The organism is Pseudomonas sp. Tun-23181 (assembly GCF_057415455.1).
Window position 1 is genome coordinate 3,534,390 of sequence record NZ_CM171630.1, and the last position, 17,226, is coordinate 3,551,615.

At 64.6% G+C, this 17,226-nt stretch carries 15 protein-coding genes; 6 read left to right on the forward strand and 9 right to left on the reverse strand.

Annotated features, from left to right (window positions below; all coding sequences use genetic code 11):
* Positions 1-16: 16 nt before the first annotated feature.
* The 3 genes from ACDI39_RS16800 to ACDI39_RS16810 form a co-directional block, all read right to left on the reverse strand.
* Positions 17-2,305 carry an ABC transporter permease subunit gene (locus ACDI39_RS16800; RefSeq protein WP_225786791.1) on the reverse strand — a complete coding sequence of 763 codons (2,289 nt, stop codon included), beginning with the start codon at positions 2,303-2,305 and terminating at the stop codon, positions 17-19.
* A 141-nt stretch (positions 2,306-2,446) separates the two neighbouring features.
* Positions 2,447-3,448, reverse strand: coding sequence for a phosphate ABC transporter substrate-binding protein PstS (locus ACDI39_RS16805; protein ID WP_225786792.1), 1,002 nt, complete (start codon positions 3,446-3,448; stop codon positions 2,447-2,449).
* 167 nt (positions 3,449-3,615) lie between these two features.
* On the reverse strand, positions 3,616-4,905 hold the full coding sequence (locus ACDI39_RS16810; RefSeq protein ID WP_225786793.1) for an MFS transporter: 1,290 nt from the start codon (positions 4,903-4,905) through the stop codon (positions 3,616-3,618).
* A gap of 360 nt (positions 4,906-5,265) precedes the next feature.
* On the opposite strand from ACDI39_RS16810, the gene ACDI39_RS16815 reads away from it, so the two are divergent.
* Together ACDI39_RS16815 and ACDI39_RS16820 are read left to right on the forward strand one after the other, a co-directional pair.
* The gene (locus ACDI39_RS16815) at positions 5,266-5,664 is read left to right on the forward strand and encodes an acyl-CoA thioesterase (RefSeq protein ID WP_003253317.1); all 399 of its coding nucleotides are present in this window, start codon (positions 5,266-5,268) and stop codon (positions 5,662-5,664) included.
* 73 nt (positions 5,665-5,737) lie between these two features.
* Entirely contained in the window at positions 5,738-6,634 is an 897-nt protein-coding gene (locus ACDI39_RS16820; protein WP_225786794.1) for a D-hexose-6-phosphate mutarotase, read from the forward strand.
* Between the two features lie 64 nt (positions 6,635-6,698).
* On the opposite strand, the gene ACDI39_RS16825 is transcribed toward ACDI39_RS16820, so the two are convergent.
* From ACDI39_RS16825 to ACDI39_RS16845, 5 genes are all read right to left on the reverse strand, one after another.
* Positions 6,699-7,232 (reverse strand): DUF3299 domain-containing protein, encoded by a 534-nt coding sequence (locus tag ACDI39_RS16825; protein WP_225786795.1) that lies wholly within the window; start codon positions 7,230-7,232, stop codon positions 6,699-6,701.
* A 49-nt stretch (positions 7,233-7,281) separates the two neighbouring features.
* Positions 7,282-7,527 (reverse strand): GlsB/YeaQ/YmgE family stress response membrane protein, encoded by a 246-nt coding sequence (locus ACDI39_RS16830; RefSeq protein ID WP_225786796.1) that lies wholly within the window; start codon positions 7,525-7,527, stop codon positions 7,282-7,284.
* A gap of 95 nt (positions 7,528-7,622) precedes the next feature.
* Entirely contained in the window at positions 7,623-8,705 is a 1,083-nt protein-coding gene (locus ACDI39_RS16835; protein WP_225786797.1) for a 5-(carboxyamino)imidazole ribonucleotide synthase, read from the reverse strand.
* An 11-nt stretch (positions 8,706-8,716) separates the two neighbouring features.
* Positions 8,717-9,208, reverse strand: coding sequence for a 5-(carboxyamino)imidazole ribonucleotide mutase (gene purE, locus ACDI39_RS16840; RefSeq protein WP_225786798.1), 492 nt, complete (start codon positions 9,206-9,208; stop codon positions 8,717-8,719).
* Between the two features lie 172 nt (positions 9,209-9,380).
* Positions 9,381-10,322, reverse strand: a complete 942-nt coding sequence (locus tag ACDI39_RS16845) for a LysR substrate-binding domain-containing protein (RefSeq protein ID WP_225786799.1) — start codon at positions 10,320-10,322, stop codon at positions 9,381-9,383.
* A gap of 180 nt (positions 10,323-10,502) precedes the next feature.
* On the opposite strand from ACDI39_RS16845, the gene aspA reads away from it, so the two are divergent.
* From aspA to ACDI39_RS16865, 4 genes are all read left to right on the forward strand, one after another.
* Positions 10,503-11,927 (forward strand): aspartate ammonia-lyase, encoded by a 1,425-nt coding sequence (gene aspA, locus ACDI39_RS16850; RefSeq protein ID WP_225786800.1) that lies wholly within the window; start codon positions 10,503-10,505, stop codon positions 11,925-11,927.
* Positions 11,928-12,113: 186 nt separating this feature from the next.
* The gene (locus tag ACDI39_RS16855; RefSeq protein ID WP_225786801.1) at positions 12,114-13,106 is read left to right on the forward strand and encodes an AraC family transcriptional regulator; all 993 of its coding nucleotides are present in this window, start codon (positions 12,114-12,116) and stop codon (positions 13,104-13,106) included.
* A gap of 205 nt (positions 13,107-13,311) precedes the next feature.
* Complete coding sequence (locus tag ACDI39_RS16860) at positions 13,312-14,358, forward strand: histone deacetylase family protein (protein ID WP_225786802.1); 1,047 nt, start codon at positions 13,312-13,314, stop codon at positions 14,356-14,358.
* Entirely contained in the window at positions 14,355-15,458 is a 1,104-nt protein-coding gene (locus ACDI39_RS16865) for a polyamine ABC transporter substrate-binding protein (RefSeq protein WP_225786803.1), read from the forward strand. Before ACDI39_RS16860 ends, ACDI39_RS16865 begins: the two co-directional genes overlap by 4 nt.
* A 180-nt stretch (positions 15,459-15,638) precedes the next feature.
* Here the strand turns inward: ACDI39_RS16865 and pdxR are convergent, their stop codons facing one another.
* The gene (gene pdxR / locus ACDI39_RS16870) at positions 15,639-17,168 is read right to left on the reverse strand and encodes a MocR-like pyridoxine biosynthesis transcription factor PdxR (RefSeq protein WP_225786804.1); all 1,530 of its coding nucleotides are present in this window, start codon (positions 17,166-17,168) and stop codon (positions 15,639-15,641) included.
* Positions 17,169-17,226: the final 58 nt, after the last annotated feature.

The window sequence follows — 17,226 nt, forward strand, 5'->3', positions numbered from 1 at the left end:
GATCTCTACCTTTCTATCAAAGCGACGAGTATTTCTTGCGCAGGCGCTGGCGAATCAGCTCGGCCAAGGTGTTCATGATGAACGTGAACAGCAGCAGCACGAGGGCGGCGAGGAACAGCACACGATAGTGGCTGCCGCCGACTTCCGATTCGGGCATTTCCACCGCCACGTTGGCGGCCAGGGTACGCATGCCTTCGAACAGGTTCAGCTCCATGACCGGGGTGTTGCCGGTGGCCATGAGCACGATCATGGTCTCGCCCACCGCACGGCCCATGCCGATCATCAGCGCCGAGAAGATGCCCGGGCTGGCGGTGAGGATGACCACGCGGGTCAGGGTCTGCCACGGCGTCGCGCCCAGGGCCAGGGAGCCCAGGGTCAAGCTGCGCGGCACGCTGAACACGGCATCCTCGGCGATCGAGTAGATGTTCGGGATGACCGCGAAGCCCATGGCGATACCGACCACCAGGGCGTTGCGCTGGTCGTAGGTGATGCCCAGGTCGTGGGTGATCCACAGGCGCATGTCGCCGCCGAAGAACCAGGTCTCGAGGAACGGGCTCATGAACAGGGCGAACCAGCCGATCACCAGGATCACCGGGATCAGGATCGCCGCTTCCCAGCCGTCCGGGATACGCAGGCGGATCGACTCGGGCAGGCGGCTCCAGGCGAAGCCCGCCACCAGGATGCCCACCGGCATGATCAGCAGCAGGCTGAACACGCCTGGCAGGTGGCCTTCCAGGTAGGGCGCCAGGAACAGGCCGGCGAAGAAGCCGAGGATCACCGTCGGCATCGCTTCCATCAGCTCGATCACCGGCTTGACCTTGCGGCGCATGCCCGGGGCCATGAAGTAGGCGGTGTAGATGGCAGCGGCGATGGCCAGGGGCGCGGCGAGGATCATCGCGTAGAACGCCGCCTTGAGGGTACCGAAGGTCAGCGGCGACAGGCTCAGCTTGGGCTCGAAGTCGGTGTTGGAGGCCGTGGACTGCCAGACGTACTTCGGCTCGTCATAGTTCTCGTACCAGACCTTGCCCCACAGTGCGCTGAAGGAAACTTCCGGGTGCGGGTTGTCCAGGTTCAGGGGCAGCAACTTGCCGCCTTGCTCGATGAAAATGCGGTTGGCCCGTGGCGACAGGGCCATCACACCGGCGCCTTCGGCGGCTGGCTCGACCAGCAGGGTACGGTGCGCGGTGCTGTGGAACACGCCGAGCTTGCCGTCGGTATCCAGGGCGATGAAGCCCTTGCGGCGTTCCTCGGCATCGATCTGGGCGATCGGCGCCTTGCCCATCTGGAAGCTGCGGATCAGCTTGAAGCGCGACTCGCCATCCGGGTCACGGGCCATGAACCACTGGCTCAGGCCGCCCTTGGAGTCGCCGAAGATCAGCGAGATGCCGCCGACCAGCTGGGTGCTGGCGGTGATTTCCGCCTTGCCGTCCTCGAGCAGCTTGTAGCGGCCATTGAGGGTCTTTTCACGCAGGCTGAAGACATCGGCCTGGGCGCGGCCATTGACCACGTACAGCCACTGCTGGCGCGGGTCGATGAAGATCGCCTTGACCGGCTCGGACATCTGCGGCAGCGCGATGCGGTTCTGCTCGCTGGTGACCTCGCCGGTCATCATGTTCTCTTCGCGGGTCAGCTCGACCACCTGCAGGTGCGAGCCGGTGGAGCCGGCCAGCAGCAGGGTGTCGCCATTGACGTTGACGCTCACGTGCTCCAGCGCGCGGCCCTGGTCATCCAGGACATACGGCTCCTGGCCGTAGGGGTAGTCGATGGCTGCCTCGATGGTCTTCTTGTTGTCCGGGTAGGTGATCTTGTAGCTGTGGCTGAACACCAGCGCCTGGCCGTTGGACAGGCCCAGCACCACCAGCGGGCTGCCCGGCTGGTCGGTGCTGATCGAGGAGACCTCGGTGCCGGCCGGCAGCGCCAGGTCGACGCGCTTGACCTCGGCACCGGTCTTGGTGTCGAAGAACAACGCCTGGCCCTTGTCGGAAACACGCATGCCCACGAGGTTCTGCTCCTCGAGTGCGATCATCAGCGGCTTGCCGGCATCCTGCTGCAGCCAGGTCGGCTCCAGGGCCTTCTTGCTGGAAAGCTCGGCGCCCTGGAACAGCGGCAGCACCACGTAGGCCAGGTAGAAGAAGATCAGGGTGATGGCTGCCAATACGGCAAGCCCGCCCACCAGTACGTACCAGCGGGTCAGGCGGTCTTTCAGCGCGCGCAGGCGGCGCTTGCGTTGCAACTCGGGCGTATTGAAGTCAATCCGCACGGGGGGAGAATTTTGGGTCATTGTGGAGTTGGCCAGATCATTCATGCGCACACCCTAGCGGTCCCGTATGACAAAAACATGACAATGCAGTGACGCAAAAAAGCCCGCCGCTCAGGAGCCCTGGCTGCGGACCGAGAAATCGTGGAAGGAGCCGGCGCAAAGCACCCACTCCTTCCGCTTCACCGCTTACTGCTTGGCCGCGACGTTGGCGTTGTGCGACAGGCCCAGGTCAGCCAGGGTCTTGTCGACCACCTTGGCCGGCAGCGGGATGTAGCCATCCTTCACCACCACCTGTTGGCCAGCCTGGGACAGGACCAACTTGACGAATTCGGCTTCCAGCGGGGCCAGAGGCTTGTTCGGGGCCTTGTTGACGTAGACGTACAGGAAACGCGACAGCGGGTAGGTACCGTTCAGGGCGTTGGCTTCGTTGTCCTCGATGAACGCGCCACCTTCCTTCTTGGCCAGGGGCACGGTCTTGACACTGGCGGTCTTGTAGCCGATGCCCGAGTAGCCGATGCCGTTCAACGAGCTGCTGATCGACTGCACGACCGAAGCCGAGCCAGGTTGTTCGTTGACGTTGGGCTTGAAGTCACCTTTGCACAGGGCTTCTTCCTTGAAGTAGCCATAGGTGCCGGAAACCGAGTTACGGCCGAACAGCTGGACCGGCTTGTTGGCCAGGTCGCCGGTCACGCCCAGGTCGCCCCAGGTCTTGACGTCGCTCTTGCCGCCGCACAGGCGGGTCGTGGAGAAGATCGCATCGACCTGGGCCATGGTCAGGCCCTTGATCGGGTTGTCCTTGTGCACGAACACAGCCAGGGCATCCACGGCGACCGGGATGGCGGTCGGCTTGTAGCCGTACTTCTGCTCGAAGGCCTGCAGCTCGACGTCCTTCATCTTGCGGCTCATCGGGCCGAGGTTGGCGGTACCTTCGGTCAGGGCGGGCGGCGCAGTGGAGGAGCCGGCGGCCTGGATCTGGATGTTTACGTTCGGATATTCCTTCTTGTAGGCCTCGGCCCACAGGGTCATCAGGTTCGCCAGGGTATCGGAACCGACGCTGGAGAGGTTGCCCGATACACCCGTGGTCTTGGTGTAGGTCGGGATTGCAGGGTCGACAGCGGCAACCGCATTGGCGGTGGCTACGCCAGCGGCGGCGAATGTCAGGGCCGCCATCAAACGCTTCAGTTTCATGCCTTGCTCCTAGCAGGAATATTTGGGGTGTGAGATGGATCGGGCCCAAGTATCTGCAGGCCGCATGAACACTCTATGACTCGAATATGACAATTGGATGAAAGGCCATCACTGCTCACGCAGGATGGCCTTTACAGGATGTTGCAAGGGCGGAGATAGAGCGGCAGTCAGCGCTTCTTGGCCAGCAGGTACAGCCCCACCAACAGACCGACGGCGCACAGCCCGGCCACATAGTAGGCCGGTGCCATGGGGCTGAGCTTGAGCAGCGCGGTGACCACCATGGGCGTCAGGCCGCCGAAGATGGCGTAGGCCAGGTTGTAGGAGAACGACAGGCCACTGAAGCGCACCACCGCCGGAAACGCCTTGACCATCACGTAGGGCACGGCGCCGACGATGCCGACGCACAGGCCGGTCACGGCATACAGGGGGAACAGCAGGTCCGGGCGGCTCGGCAGGCTGTGGTAGAAGGCCCAGGACGAGGCCAGCAGCAGCAGGCTGCCCACCACGAAGACGCGCCCGGCGCCAAAGCGGTCGGCCAGGCTGCCAGCGCCGATGCAACCGAGGCTGAGCAGGACGATGGCCAGGCTGTTGGCCTTGAGCGAATCGGTGGGGCTGACGTGGTAGAGGCTCTGCAGCAGCGCCGGGGTCATCAGGATCACCACCACGATGCCGGCCGACAGCAGCCAGGTCAGCAGCATCGACAGGATGATCGCCCCGCGGTGGTCGCGCAGCACCGCACGCAGCGGCAGCTCCTCGGCCAGGGCCTTGCGCTGCTGCATCTCGGCGAACACCGGGGTCTCGTGCAGCCAGCGGCGCAGGTACACCGCGAACAGGCCGAACACGCCACCGAGCAGGAAGGGGATGCGCCAGGCGTAGTCCGCGACTTCCTCAGGGGTGTAGACGGTGTTGATCAGGGTCGCCACCAGCGAGCCGAGCAGGATGCCCGCGGTCAGGCCGGCGGTGAGGGTACCGCAGGCGTAACCGGTGTTACGCGCCGGCACGTGCTCGGAGACGAACACCCAGGCCCCCGGCACCTCGCCACCGATGGCCGCACCCTGGACGACGCGCATCATCAGCAGCAGGATCGGCGCCCACAGGCCGATTTGCGCATAGGTCGGCAGCAGGCCCATGACCAGGGTCGGCACGGCCATCATGAAGATGCTCAGGGTGAACATCTTCTTGCGCCCGAGCAGGTCGCCGAAGTGGGCCATGATGATCCCGCCCAGCGGCCGCGCCAGGTAGCCCGCGGCGAAGATACCGAAGGTCTGCATCAGGCGCAGCCATTCGGGCATCTCGGCCGGGAAGAACAACTTGCCCACCACCGTGGCGAAGAACACGAAGATGATGAAATCGTAGAACTCCAGAGCCCCGCCGAGGGCGGACAGCGAGAGGGTCTTGTAGTCACTGCGGGTCAGTGGCCGGGTAGGCTGATCGATACTGCTCGGCACGGAGGTCATGGGTTTTCTCTTGTAGGTCGTGCAGGCCGCTTGGCTCGCGGCTTCTGAGTAGGGTGGCCAGCGAAGATAACAAATTGCCGGGCCAGGCTCATAGCGGTACAAAATCCATACAGATATTCATCAATGTGCAGTCGTCGCTGGCTGTTCAGGTCTATATACTGGCCTCTCGTAGGAAAAGGTTGCGCCCCGTATGGGATGTTGTGCGAAAACGCCGGTCGGTATGCTCAGGCGGTTTCGCAGAGTCTCCCTTGGCCGCCCAGTGAAACGAAATCAGCGTAGGATATTTCCAGCTGAATCGTTTTCCCGGCGTCCGTCATTGCGCCAACCAACGAAGCGTCACGGGTCAGAGGCCCCCACCGCATGATTGAGCTCGAACAAGAAGATCCTATCCCGCAGGGCGACCTGGCCCTCCAGATCACTGCTTTGCCCCGTGAAACCAACGGTTTCGGTGACATCTTCGGCGGCTGGCTGGTCGCCCAGATGGACCTGGCCGGCACCGCCATGGCCAGCCGCGTCGCCGGCGGCCGCGTCGCCACGGTGGCGATCGACCGCATGGCCTTCCTGGTCCCGGTGGCCGTGGGCGCGCAGCTTTCCTTCTATACCCAGACCCTGGAGATCGGCCGCAGCTCGATCCAGATGATGGTCGAAGTGTGGAGCGACGATCCGCTGTCCAGCGAATGGCGCAAGGTCACCGAGGCGGTGTTCGTGTTCGTCGCCATCGACGGCAGCGGCCGTACCCGTTCCGTCCCTCGTCGCTGAGCCGGGAGCGCGGTAAACTCGGTGCAGGGCACAAGGTCCAAGGGGCTTACGTGCATCACGACGAGACAAGCGCATGGCTACCTTCCAGGTCGAAACGGAACAACACGGCGAACTCAATTGCTGGCGGATCACCAGTGACCACGCCGAACTGCTGATCGCCCAGCAGGGCGCCCAGGTCCTGAGCTACCAGCGGCTGGGCGAACCGCCCCTGCTGTGGCTGAGCGACCAGGCCATCTTCCGCCGGGGCAAGTCGGTACGCGCCGGCGCGCCGGTGTGCTGGCCATGGTTCGGCAACCTGCAGCGCAATCCCCAGGCCGTCCAGGCCATGTACCACGGCGAGCAGGCCCCGGCCCACGGCCTGGCCCGTACGCGCGACTGGCAGTTGCTGGGCATCGAGGACGCGGGCAGCGACCTGCGCATCGAGTTCGGCCTGCCCGAGGCCCAGGGTGACCTGCCCGGCTGGCCGCACGAAGTCGAACTCAAGCTGCTGGTCGAATTGGGCGGGCAACTGAAGCTGACGCTGACCAGCTACAACCTGGGCAACGATGACGTGACCCTCAGCCAGGCCCTGCACAGTTACTTCGCGGTGAGCGATGTGCACCAGGTGCAGGTCGAGGGCGTCGCGGGGCTGGACTACATCGAGACCCTGGCCGACTGGGAACAGCGCCGGCAGCAGGGGGCACTGGGCTTTACCGGCGAGACCGATCGCATCTACCTGGGCACACCGCAGCGGCTGGCGATCGTCGACCCTCACTGGAACCGGCGTATCACGCTCGACAGCAGCGGGTCGCGCTCGGCAGTGATCTGGAACCCCTGGACCGACCGCGCCCACGAGCTGGCGGACATGGCTGACGACGGCTGGCAGCGGATGCTGTGCATCGAGACGGCGAACGTGTGGGATGACGTGGTGACGCTGGCGCCAGGGGCGAGCCATGCGTTGAGCGTCACCTTCGCCAGCGAAGCGCTCTAGGCAACTGCGCAAACCCCTTTTGAAGCGGTCCATTCAGGGCCGCTTCGTGCCCCAACTGACGGCCTCAGAGATCGGCATCCTCCACGACCCTCACCATCCCCGCATCCAGGGCATAGGCTGCATCCGCCAGGTCATTGCTGACCGTCTCGACCTTCAAGGTGCCGCTGACCCACAGCGGCGTGTAGATATCATCGATCTTCAGCCCCTTGGGATAGCGCACCAGCACCAGTTGGTTAGGCGGTGGTGGCGGCACGTGGATGCAGGCGCCCGGATACGGCACCAGGAAGAACAATGTGCTGTTGCCCTTGGCATCGCTTTCCAGCGGCACCGGATACCCGCCCAGGCGGATCTGCCTGCCGTTCATGGCCGCCACGGTCTTGGTCGAGTACATCACCGCCGGCAGGCCCTTGCCCTGCTTGAGGCCACCCTTCTGGGTGAAGGTACCCATGGCCTCCGGGGAGTCGTGGTCGATCTCGGGCATCTGCTCCAGCGCCTTTTGGTCCGACTTGGGCATCAGCTCCAGCCAATCGGTCTCGGGCAGCTCGGCATGGGCCAGGGCACTGACCAGCAACAAGGGAATGAGGAAAAACGCACGCATGGAAATGCTCGGCAACTCGGATGGAATTGCCGGGCATTCTAGCCGTTAATCAGCGCTTCTTGATGAATCCGTAGATCACCAGCAGGACGACGGCGCCGACCAAGGCACCGAAGAAACCCGCAGCCTGCCCCGCCTGGTAGATACCCAGGGCTTGTCCGCCATAGGTGGCGACCAGGGAGCCGGCGATGCCGAGGAGGATGGTCATGATCCAGCCCATGCTGTCGTCCCCCGGCTTGATGAACCGGGCCAGCAGGCCGACGATGAGGCCGATGAAGATGGTTCCAATGATACCCATGGCAATCCCTCTGCAGTGAAATGGAACAAGCCATAGCCTAGACAGCGCTTTGGCTTGTTGCCATTTCAGAGGGCCTGCCGGGCGCAGAGGTTCAATCAGCCGGCGATCAGCGCTTCGACTTCGGCGATCTTGCGCTGCAGGGTGGCCATGTCCTTGCTACGCAGGGTGGCGTGGCCAACCTTGCGCCCGATCTTGAAGGCCTTGCCGTAGTGGTGCAGGTGGCAATCGTCGATGGCCAGCACCTTGTCCACGGCCGGCACCTGGCCGATGAAGTTGAGCATGGCGCTCTCGCCGACCTTGGCCGTCGGGCCCAGCGGCAGGCCGGCCACGGCGCGCAGGTGGTTCTCGAACTGACTGCACTCGGCGCCCTCGATGGTCCAGTGCCCGGAGTTGTGCACGCGCGGGGCGATCTCGTTGGCCTTAAGGCCACCGTCGACCTCGAAGAACTCGAAGGCCAGCACGCCGACGTAGTCCAGCTTCTCCAGCACGCGGCCAACGTAGTCCTCGGCCAGCGCCTGCAGGGGGTGGGCCTCGCTCGCCACCGACAGGCGCAGGATGCCGCCCTCGTGGGTGTTGTGCACCAGCGGGTAGAAACGGGTTTCGCCATCGCGGCCGCGCACGGCAACCAGGGAAACCTCGCCAGTGAAGGGCACGAAGCCTTCCAGCAGGCACGGCACGCTGCCCAGCTCGGCGAAAGTGCCCACGACATCCTCGGCGCTGCGCAGGACTTTCTGGCCCTTGCCGTCGTAGCCGAGGGTACGGGTCTTGAGCACCGCCGGCAGGCCGATGGTAGCCACCGCAGCGTCCAGGTCCGCCTGGGACTGGATGTCGGCGAAGGCTGGGGTCGGGATCCCCAGGTCGCGGAACAGGCTCTTCTCGAACAGGCGGTCACGGGCGATGCGCAGGGCCTCGGCGCTCGGATAGACCGGGACGAACTGCGACAGGAAGGCCACGGTCTCGGCCGGGACGCTCTCGAATTCGAAGGTCACCAGGTCGACTTCGTCGGCCAGTTGGCGCAGGTGGTCCTGGTCGCCGTAGTCGGCACGCAGGTGTTCGCCCAGGGGCGCGGCGCAGGCGTCCGGGGCCGGGTCGAGGAAAGCGAAGTTCATGCCCAGCGGGGTCCCCGCCAGGGCCAGCATGCGGCCCAGCTGGCCGCCACCGATTACACCGATTTTCATGTTCGTCAATCTCAGGCCTGGCGCGGGTCCGGGTTATCCAGGACGGTTTCGGTCTGCTCCTTGCGGAACTGCTTGAGCGCGGCATGGTACTGGGGGTACTTGGCGCCCAGGATGCTGGCCGACAGCAGCGCGGCGTTGATGGCGCCGGCCTTGCCGATGGCCAGGGTGGCGACCGGCACGCCCGCAGGCATCTGCACGATCGACAGCAGCGAATCGACACCCGACAGCATCGACGATTGCACCGGCACGCCCAGTACCGGCAGGTGGGTCTTGGCGGCGCACATGCCCGGTAGGTGGGCGGCGCCACCGGCACCGGCGATGATCACCTCGATGCCACGGCCTTCGGCCTCTTCGGCGTACTGGAACAGCAGATCCGGGGTACGGTGGGCGGAAACCACCTTCACCTCGTAGGGAATGCCGAGTTTCTCCAGCATATCGGCGGTGTGGCTAAGGGTGGACCAATCGGACTTGGAGCCCATGATCACGCCAACCAGTGCACTCATCGTCGAGCCTCTTCGCTTGTGCGCCCTTGGGCGCGTCAAAAAACAACAAGCCACGCGGGACGACCGGCGTGGCTTGTTTGCTGAGTCATGACCGGGTCGATCCGGTCCAGGGGCCGCGCAGTATAACGTAACGCGAGGCCATCCAGGCACCCCCGGCGACCAACTGTCGGCCTTATTTTTCGGGGCCTTGGCTGACTTTTGGGTCAACCGCGCCGATCGCCGCGCCGCCTTCGAGCTTGCGCCACAACAGCCGCACGTTGGCCTTGCGCACCAGGGCGCAGCGGTACAGACGGATTTCCAGCGGTACATGCCACTGGCTGCCACCGCAGATCGCCAGTTCGCCGCGCTCCAGTTCGCCACGCATCGACAGCCGTGGCACCCAGGCGATGCCCATGCCCTCGAGGGCCATGCTCTTGAGACTGTCGGCCATGGCGGTCTCATAGACAGTGGTATAGCGCAGGTTGCGCTGGCGCAGCAGCAGGCTCACGGAGCGGCCGAGGAAGGCCCCGGCGCTATAGGCCAGCAGCGGCACGCTGCTCTCGCCCTCGAGGTCGAACAATGGCTTGCCGTCGGCACCCACGGCGCAGACCGGCAGCATCTCGGTGGTGCCCATGTGCAGCGACGGGAAGATCTCCGAGTCCATCTGCAAGGCGGCGTCCGGGTCGTAGAAGGCCAGCATCAGGTCGCAGCCCCCTTCGCGCAATGCGTGCACCGCATCACCGACGTTGGTGGCCACCAGGCGCGTGGCGATGTTCAGCCCGTCGTTGCGCAACTGCGCCACCCAGCGCGGGAAAAAACCGGAGGCCAGGGAGTGCGCGGCAGCCACCTGGATCACCTCGCCCTGCCCGCCTTCGAGATGATGCAAATGACGGAGAACTTCGCTCAACTGGTCGACAACCGTACGCGCTGTGACGAGAAACAGCTGGCCGGCCTCGGTCAGCTCGATGGGCGTGCGGGAACGATTCACCAAGGTCAACCCCAATGCCGCCTCGAGGCTGCGGATGCGTCGGCTGAACGCCGGCTGGGTCACGAAACGCCGCTCCGCTGCCTGGGAAAAACTGCGGGTCGCAGCCAGGGCGCTGAAATCTTCCAACCACTTGCTTTCGAGGTTCATGCAGCGATCTCCGGATGTGCACCAAAATGGAACACGCTCGAATGTCAATTGGCGTCACATCAAACACTATGCCGTTTGTGCATAGGTTAGCGTGCAACAGCATTGGCCGCAAAATCCGGGCGAGCCTAGGATTGGCGGCATTCCGGCAGGTGCCGGGTTTTAATCGAGATGATATCCGTCATGTCCTCCGCTGCATCGTTCCGCGTCGAAAAAGATCTGCTTGGTACCCTTGAAGTTCCTGCCGATGCCTACTACGGCATCCAGACCCTGCGCGCTGCCAACAACTTCCACCTCTCCGGTGTTCCGCTGTCGCACTACCCGAAGCTGGTCGTGGCCCTGGCCATGGTCAAGCAGGCCGCTGCCGACGCCAACCGTGAGCTGGGTCACCTGAGCGATGCCAAGCATGCCGCCATCAGCGAGGCCTGCGCCCGCCTGATCCGCGGTGATTTCCACGACCAGTTCGTGGTGGACATGATCCAGGGCGGTGCCGGCACCTCCACCAACATGAACGCCAACGAGGTCATCGCCAACGTCGCGCTGGAGGCCATGGGCCATCAGAAGGGTGAGTACCAGTACCTGCACCCGAACAACGACGTGAACATGGCGCAGTCGACCAACGACGCCTACCCGACCGCGATCCGCCTGGGCCTGCTGCTGGGCCACGACGCCCTGCTGGCCAGCCTCGAGAGCCTGATCCAGGCCTTCGCCGCCAAGGGCCAGGAGTTCGACCACGTCCTGAAGATGGGTCGTACCCAGTTGCAGGACGCCGTGCCGATGACCCTGGGCCAGGAATTCCGTGCCTTCGCCACCACCATGACCGAAGACCTGAACCGCCTGCGCTCCCTGGCACCCGAGCTGCTGACCGAAATCAACCTCGGCGGCACCGCGATCGGCACCGGCATCAACGCCGACCCGGGCTACCAGGCCCTGGCCGTGCAGCGCCTGGCGACCATCAGCGGCCAGCCGCTGGTCCCGGCCGCCGACCTGATCGAAGCCACCTCCGACATGGGCGCCTTCGTGCTGTTCTCCGGCATGCTCAAGCGCACCGCGGTCAAGCTGTCGAAGATCTGCAACGACCTGCGCCTGCTGTCCAGCGGCCCGCGTACCGGCATCAACGAGATCAACCTGCCGGCACGCCAGCCGGGCAGCTCGATCATGCCAGGCAAGGTCAACCCGGTGATCCCGGAGGCCGTCAACCAGGTGGCCTTCGCCATCATGGGCAACGACCTGGCCCTGACCGTCGCCGCCGAAGGTGGCCAACTGCAGCTGAACGTCATGGAGCCGCTGATCGCCTACAAGATCTTCGACTCGATCCGCCTGCTCCAGCGCGCCATGGACATGCTGCGCGAGCACTGCATCGTCGGCATCACCGCCAACGAACAGCGTTGCCGTGAACTGGTCGAGCACTCGATCGGCCTGGTCACCGCCCTGAACCCGTACATCGGCTACGAGAACGCCACCCGTATCGCCCGCGTCGCCCTGGAATCCGGCCGCGGCGTGCTGGAACTGGTGCGCGAGGAAGGCCTGCTGGACGAAGCGATGCTCAACGACATCCTGCGTCCGGAAAACATGATCGCTCCACGTCTGGTTCCGCTGAAGGCGTAACCGACCGCTTGTAACGTCTCACCAGGTCGAGGGACTAGACACCTCTCAACCTTTCAAGGGCCCGAGCGCACGCTCCGGGCCCTTTTTTTATTCGCCTGTCGGTGGCTTCAGGGCGTGCAAGGCGTTGCGCCGCATCCGGCATACAACTTGCTCCATAATGTCCCCCAGCCCAACGGGACATCGCGCATGCTGCACAGCCACCTCACCACCCTCAATGCCGTTTCGCTGATCCTCAAGGTCTTCCAGGAGGAGGGCTGCGACGCCACGCAACTGCTGGCCGGCAGTGGCATCGGCCCGGCAGACCTGGGTCATCCCGACGCGCGCATCACCACCCAGCAGGAGTTCCAGGTGTGTGCCAACGCCGTGGCCCGGCGCGAGGAAATCGGCCTGGAGCTGGGTCGGCGCATGCATGTGTCGTGCTACGGCATGCTCGGTTACGCCCTGCTCTCCAGTGCCACTTTGGGTGACGCCCTGCGCCTGGCGCTGCGCTACCCGGCCCTGTTGGGGACGGCCTTCCAACTGCGCCTGGTGGACGATGGCCCACGAGTCTGGCTCAGTGCCAGCGACTATCGCGACAGCCCGGCGCTGGCTGCCTTCAATGCCGAGTTCTGCCTGGTTTCGCTGAAGGTGATCTGCGACGACCTGCTGGGCCGTCCGCTACCGCTGCTGGCCACGCGCTTCGAGCATCCCCGGCCCGGCTATCATGCGCTCTACAACGGGGCATTCCCATGCCCTCTGGGCTTCGAGGCCCGCGACAATGCCTTCGCCTTCGAGCGCCGCTGGCTGGAGATGCCCTTGCCGCTGGCCGACCCCATCACGCACAAGGCCATGAGCGAACGTTGCCGGCAACTGAACCTCGAGTTCACCGGCCGCCAGGCCTGGCTGGAGCGGATCCGCCAGTTGCTGATGCGGCAACTGGACGCCGCGCCGGGCCTGGAAGGCCTGGCCCGGCAAATGAACTGTTCGTCGCGCACCCTGCGCCGGCACTTGCAGGCCCTGGGTAGCAGCTATCAGCAACTGCTCGACGAACTGCGCTTCGAGCGCGCCAAGCAACTGCTGGCCGAGGACCAGATGCCGATCTATCGCATCGCCGAGACCTTGGGCTTCAGCGAGACAGCGAGCTTCAGGCATGCCTTCCAACGCTGGAGTGGAGTGGCCCCCAGCCATTTCCGCGGCTGAGCAGTGCCGACAAGCCCTACTGGGGCCGCTTCGCAGCCACAAATGGGCGTTTGAAGCCTTAGCTGAGTGGCGCATCCGCGAACAGGGCCTCCAACCGGACATCACCCTTTGGCCACATCGATCCCCTTTTGGCCGTTTGCGTCGTTCTCCCCCGCCTGACCGCCCGTGAAAATGGGCCCACGCCAGTAAACCCGGAGAACAACAAATGCTGACGATCTATTCCGATGATCACCGCCTGCACCACGGCCGCTGCGAGCTGATCGACGGCAAGCTGATGCCGTGCTTCGAGATGCCTTCGCGTGCCGACCACGTCCTGGAGCAAGTCAAAAAACGCAACCTCGGCCCCGTCCAGGGCCCCACCGACTTCGGCCGCGCGCCACTACTGCGGGTGCATGGCGCTAGCTACCTGGACTTCTTCGAGGGCGCCTGGGCACGCTGGGCCAAGCTGGGCCAGGAAGGCGACCTGCTGCCCTTCACCTGGCCGGCGCGCACCCTGCGCCAGGTCAAGCCGACCAGCCTGCATGGCGAGCTGGGCTACTACAGCTTCGACGCCGGCGCGCCGATCACCGCCGGTACCTGGCAGGCCGCCTACAGCGCCGCGCAGGTCGCCCTCACCGCCCAGGCGGCGATCCAGCAGGGTGCCCATTCGGCCTTCGCCCTGTGCCGTCCGCCAGGACACCACGCCGCTGCCGAAGTCATGGGCGGCTACTGCTACCTGAATAACGCCGCGATCGCGGCCCAGGCCTTCCTCGACCAGGGCCGGAGCAAGGTCGCCATCCTCGACGTCGATTACCACCATGGCAACGGCACCCAGGACATCTTCTACCGCCGGGGCGATGTGTTCTTCGCCTCGATCCATGGGGACCCACAGGCCGAGTTCCCATTCTTCCTCGGTTATGCCGACGAAACCGGCGAAGGTGACGGCGAGGGCTGCAACGTCAACTATCCCCTCCCCGCCGGCAGCGACTGGACGGCATGGAGCGCAGCCCTGGAAGACGCCTGCCAGCGTATCGAGGCCTACGGCCCGGACGTGCTGGTGATCTCCCTGGGTGTGGATACCTTCAAGGACGACCCCATCTCGCAGTTTCGCCTCGACAGCCCGGACTACCTGGAAATGGGCGAGCGCATCGCCCGCCTGGGCAAGCCGACCCTGTTCGTGATGGAAGGTGGCTACGCTGTGGAAGAAATCGGCATCAATGCCGTCAATGTGCTGGAAGGCTTCCAGCGCGCCCAGCCAGGAGCCCGGCCATGATCCGACTCAAGCGTCTGCTCGCCCCGTTCATCGCCGCCGGCCTGGTCGCCGGCGCCCTGCAGGCCCATGCCGAACAGCGCACCCTGCGGGTGTACAACTGGTTCGACTACATCACCCCGCAGACCTTGGTCGACTTCCAGAAAGACACCCAGGTCAAGCTGATCTACGACATCTTCGACACCAACGAGGCCCTGGAAGCCAAGCTGCTCACCGGCAATTCCGGCTATGACGTGGTGGTACCGTCCAACGTGTTCCTCGCCAAGCAGATCGAGGCCGGCGTGTTCCAGCCCCTGGACCGCACCCAGCTGCCGAACTGGCAACACCTGGACCCGGCGCTGATGAAGCTGATCGAGGCCAACGACCCGGGCAACAAATTCGCCGTGCCCTACATGTACGGCACCGTGCTGATCGGCTTCAACCCCGACAAGGTCAAGGCGGCGCTGGGCGACAACGCCCCGGTGGACAGCTGGGACCTGATCTTCAAGGAAGAGAACATCGCCAAGCTCAAGCAATGCGGCGTCGCCCTGCTCGACTCGCCGTCGGAGATCCTGCCCTTGGCGCTGCAGTACCTGGGCCTGCCGCCCAACAGTGAAAAGCCGGCCGACTACAAGCAGGCCGAGGCACTGATGCTCAAGATCCGCCCGTACGTGACCTACTTCCATTCCTCCAAGTACATGGCCGACATCGCCAATGGCGATATCTGCGTGGCCGTGGGCTACTCGGGCAGCTTCTCCCAGGCCGCCAACCGTGCCCGCGATGCGAAGAATGGCGTGGTGGTGGACATGCGCCTGCCCAAGGAAGGCGCGCCGATCTGGTTCGACATGCTGGCCATCCCCAAGAATGCCGCCAACCCCGAGGATGCCCATGCGTTCATCAACTACCTGCTGCAACCGGAGGTGATCGCACCGATCAGCGACTTCGTCGGTTACCCCAACCCGAACAAGGACGCCACCGACAAGGTCAGCCCAGAGATCCGCAACAACCCCAACCTGTACCCGACCGAGCAGGCCATGGCCACGTTGTATACCCTCAAGCCATTGCCAAGGGACGCCGAACGGGCGCGCACGCGGGCCTGGACACGGATCAAGTCGGGCACCTGAGTTGCGGTTCGGGGCCTGAGTCGATCACAGAGGGTGTGATTTGCAGGGGCGTCTGTTCTGTCTGTACCGGCCCTATCGCCGGCAAGCTGGCTTCCAAGTACTCCACCAGCCCCCGAGGGCAACGGGGACCCTGTGGGAGCGGGCTTGCCCGCGAATGGGGCGCCAAGCGCCCCCTTCATGTCACTGCCGCCAAGCCTTGCGCAAACGCATCAAGGCATCGGCGATCCGAGCTTCCGGCACCGCAGCAAACCCCAGCACCAGCCCTGCCCGTTTATCCACAGGTACCTCGCTGTCCTCCAACCAATAATTGCTCAGCGGCGTGATCTCCACCCCTGCCGCTTGCGCCCTGGCTACCAGCTCCTGCTCGCGCGCAAAGTTATCCACATCCACCTTCACGTGCAGCCCCGCCGCCACCGCCGGCATGCTCCCCAGCCCGGCGATATCCTCGGGCCAGCCGGCCTTCAGCACGTTGCGTCGCGCCAACGCGGCCTTGCGCATGCGTCGGATATGCCGCTGGAAGTGCCCCTGGGCCATGAACTGCGCCATCACCTGCTGGGTGCCCACCTCGGAGTGACGTACCGCCAGCGCCCGCCCCTGGCTGAACCCCTGCACCAGTTGCCTGGGCAGTACCAGGTAGCCCAGGCGCAAGGCGGGGAAGGCGATCTTGCCGAAGGTGCCGACGTACAGCACCCGGCCCTGCCGGTCCAACGCCGCCAGGGGGGCCAGGGGGGCGCCGCTGTAGCGGTACTCGCCGTCGTAGTCGTCCTCGATGATCCAACCCCCCTGGCGCCCGGCCCAGGCCAGCAGCGACAGGCGCCGGGCCAGGCTCATGGTGACACCGGTCGGGTACTGGTGGGCGGGTGTGACATAGGCCAGCCGGCAATCGGTCAGTTGGGTGAGCCGCTCGCAATCCAGGCCTTCGTCGTCCACCGGCACACCCCTGACATTGGCCCCCGCCACGGCAAAGGTGTGTCCGGCGGCCCGATACCCTGGGTTTTCCACAGCCACGCCGTCGCCCGGTTGCAGCAGCAACTGTGCACAAAGGCTGATCGCCTGCTGTGCACCACTGGTGATCACAATTTGTTCAGCACTGCAGGAGAGCCCACGTGACCGACGCAGGTAGGCAGCGATGAGCTCGCGCAACGCAGGCTCGCCCGCCGGATCGCCATAACCCAGCGATGCAGGGTCGGGATTTCGCCAGAAACCCGCTTGCAGCCTGGCCCAGACCTCGAACGGGAACAGGTCGAAAGCCGGCACGCCAACGCGAAATGCCCGCGGCGCTCCCGCTTGTGGAGGCGGCAGATGGTTATTCTTCAGACGCTGCAGAGGCTCACTGGCACCCGGAAAACTGGATGAATCCTCAGTATCAACTGACGAAAATGTGGATAAGTCTGTTGAAAAACCCAGGGATAACCCTGTGGACAGTTGTGTGGATAATTTAGGTAGCCGACTGACGTAGGTGCCATCCCCTACCCGGCTTTCTATGTAGCCCTCGGCATACAGCTGGTCATAGGCACGCACCACGCTGTTGCGCGAAAGCGCCAGCATCGCCGCCAGGTCCCGCGTTGCCGGCAGGCGCGTGCCACTGCCCAGGCGCCCATCCAGCACCCGTGCGCGCAATGCCTGGTAGAGCTGCTGGCTAAGCCCGCGACGGCGGTCGAGCACGATACCCGCCGGGTCAAAAGGCAACGCAAGGGCGCGCTCATTCATGGTATTGGACCTTTCAAAACAGCCTTTATTGGCTCTTACATAGAGCCAATAGCCTGCC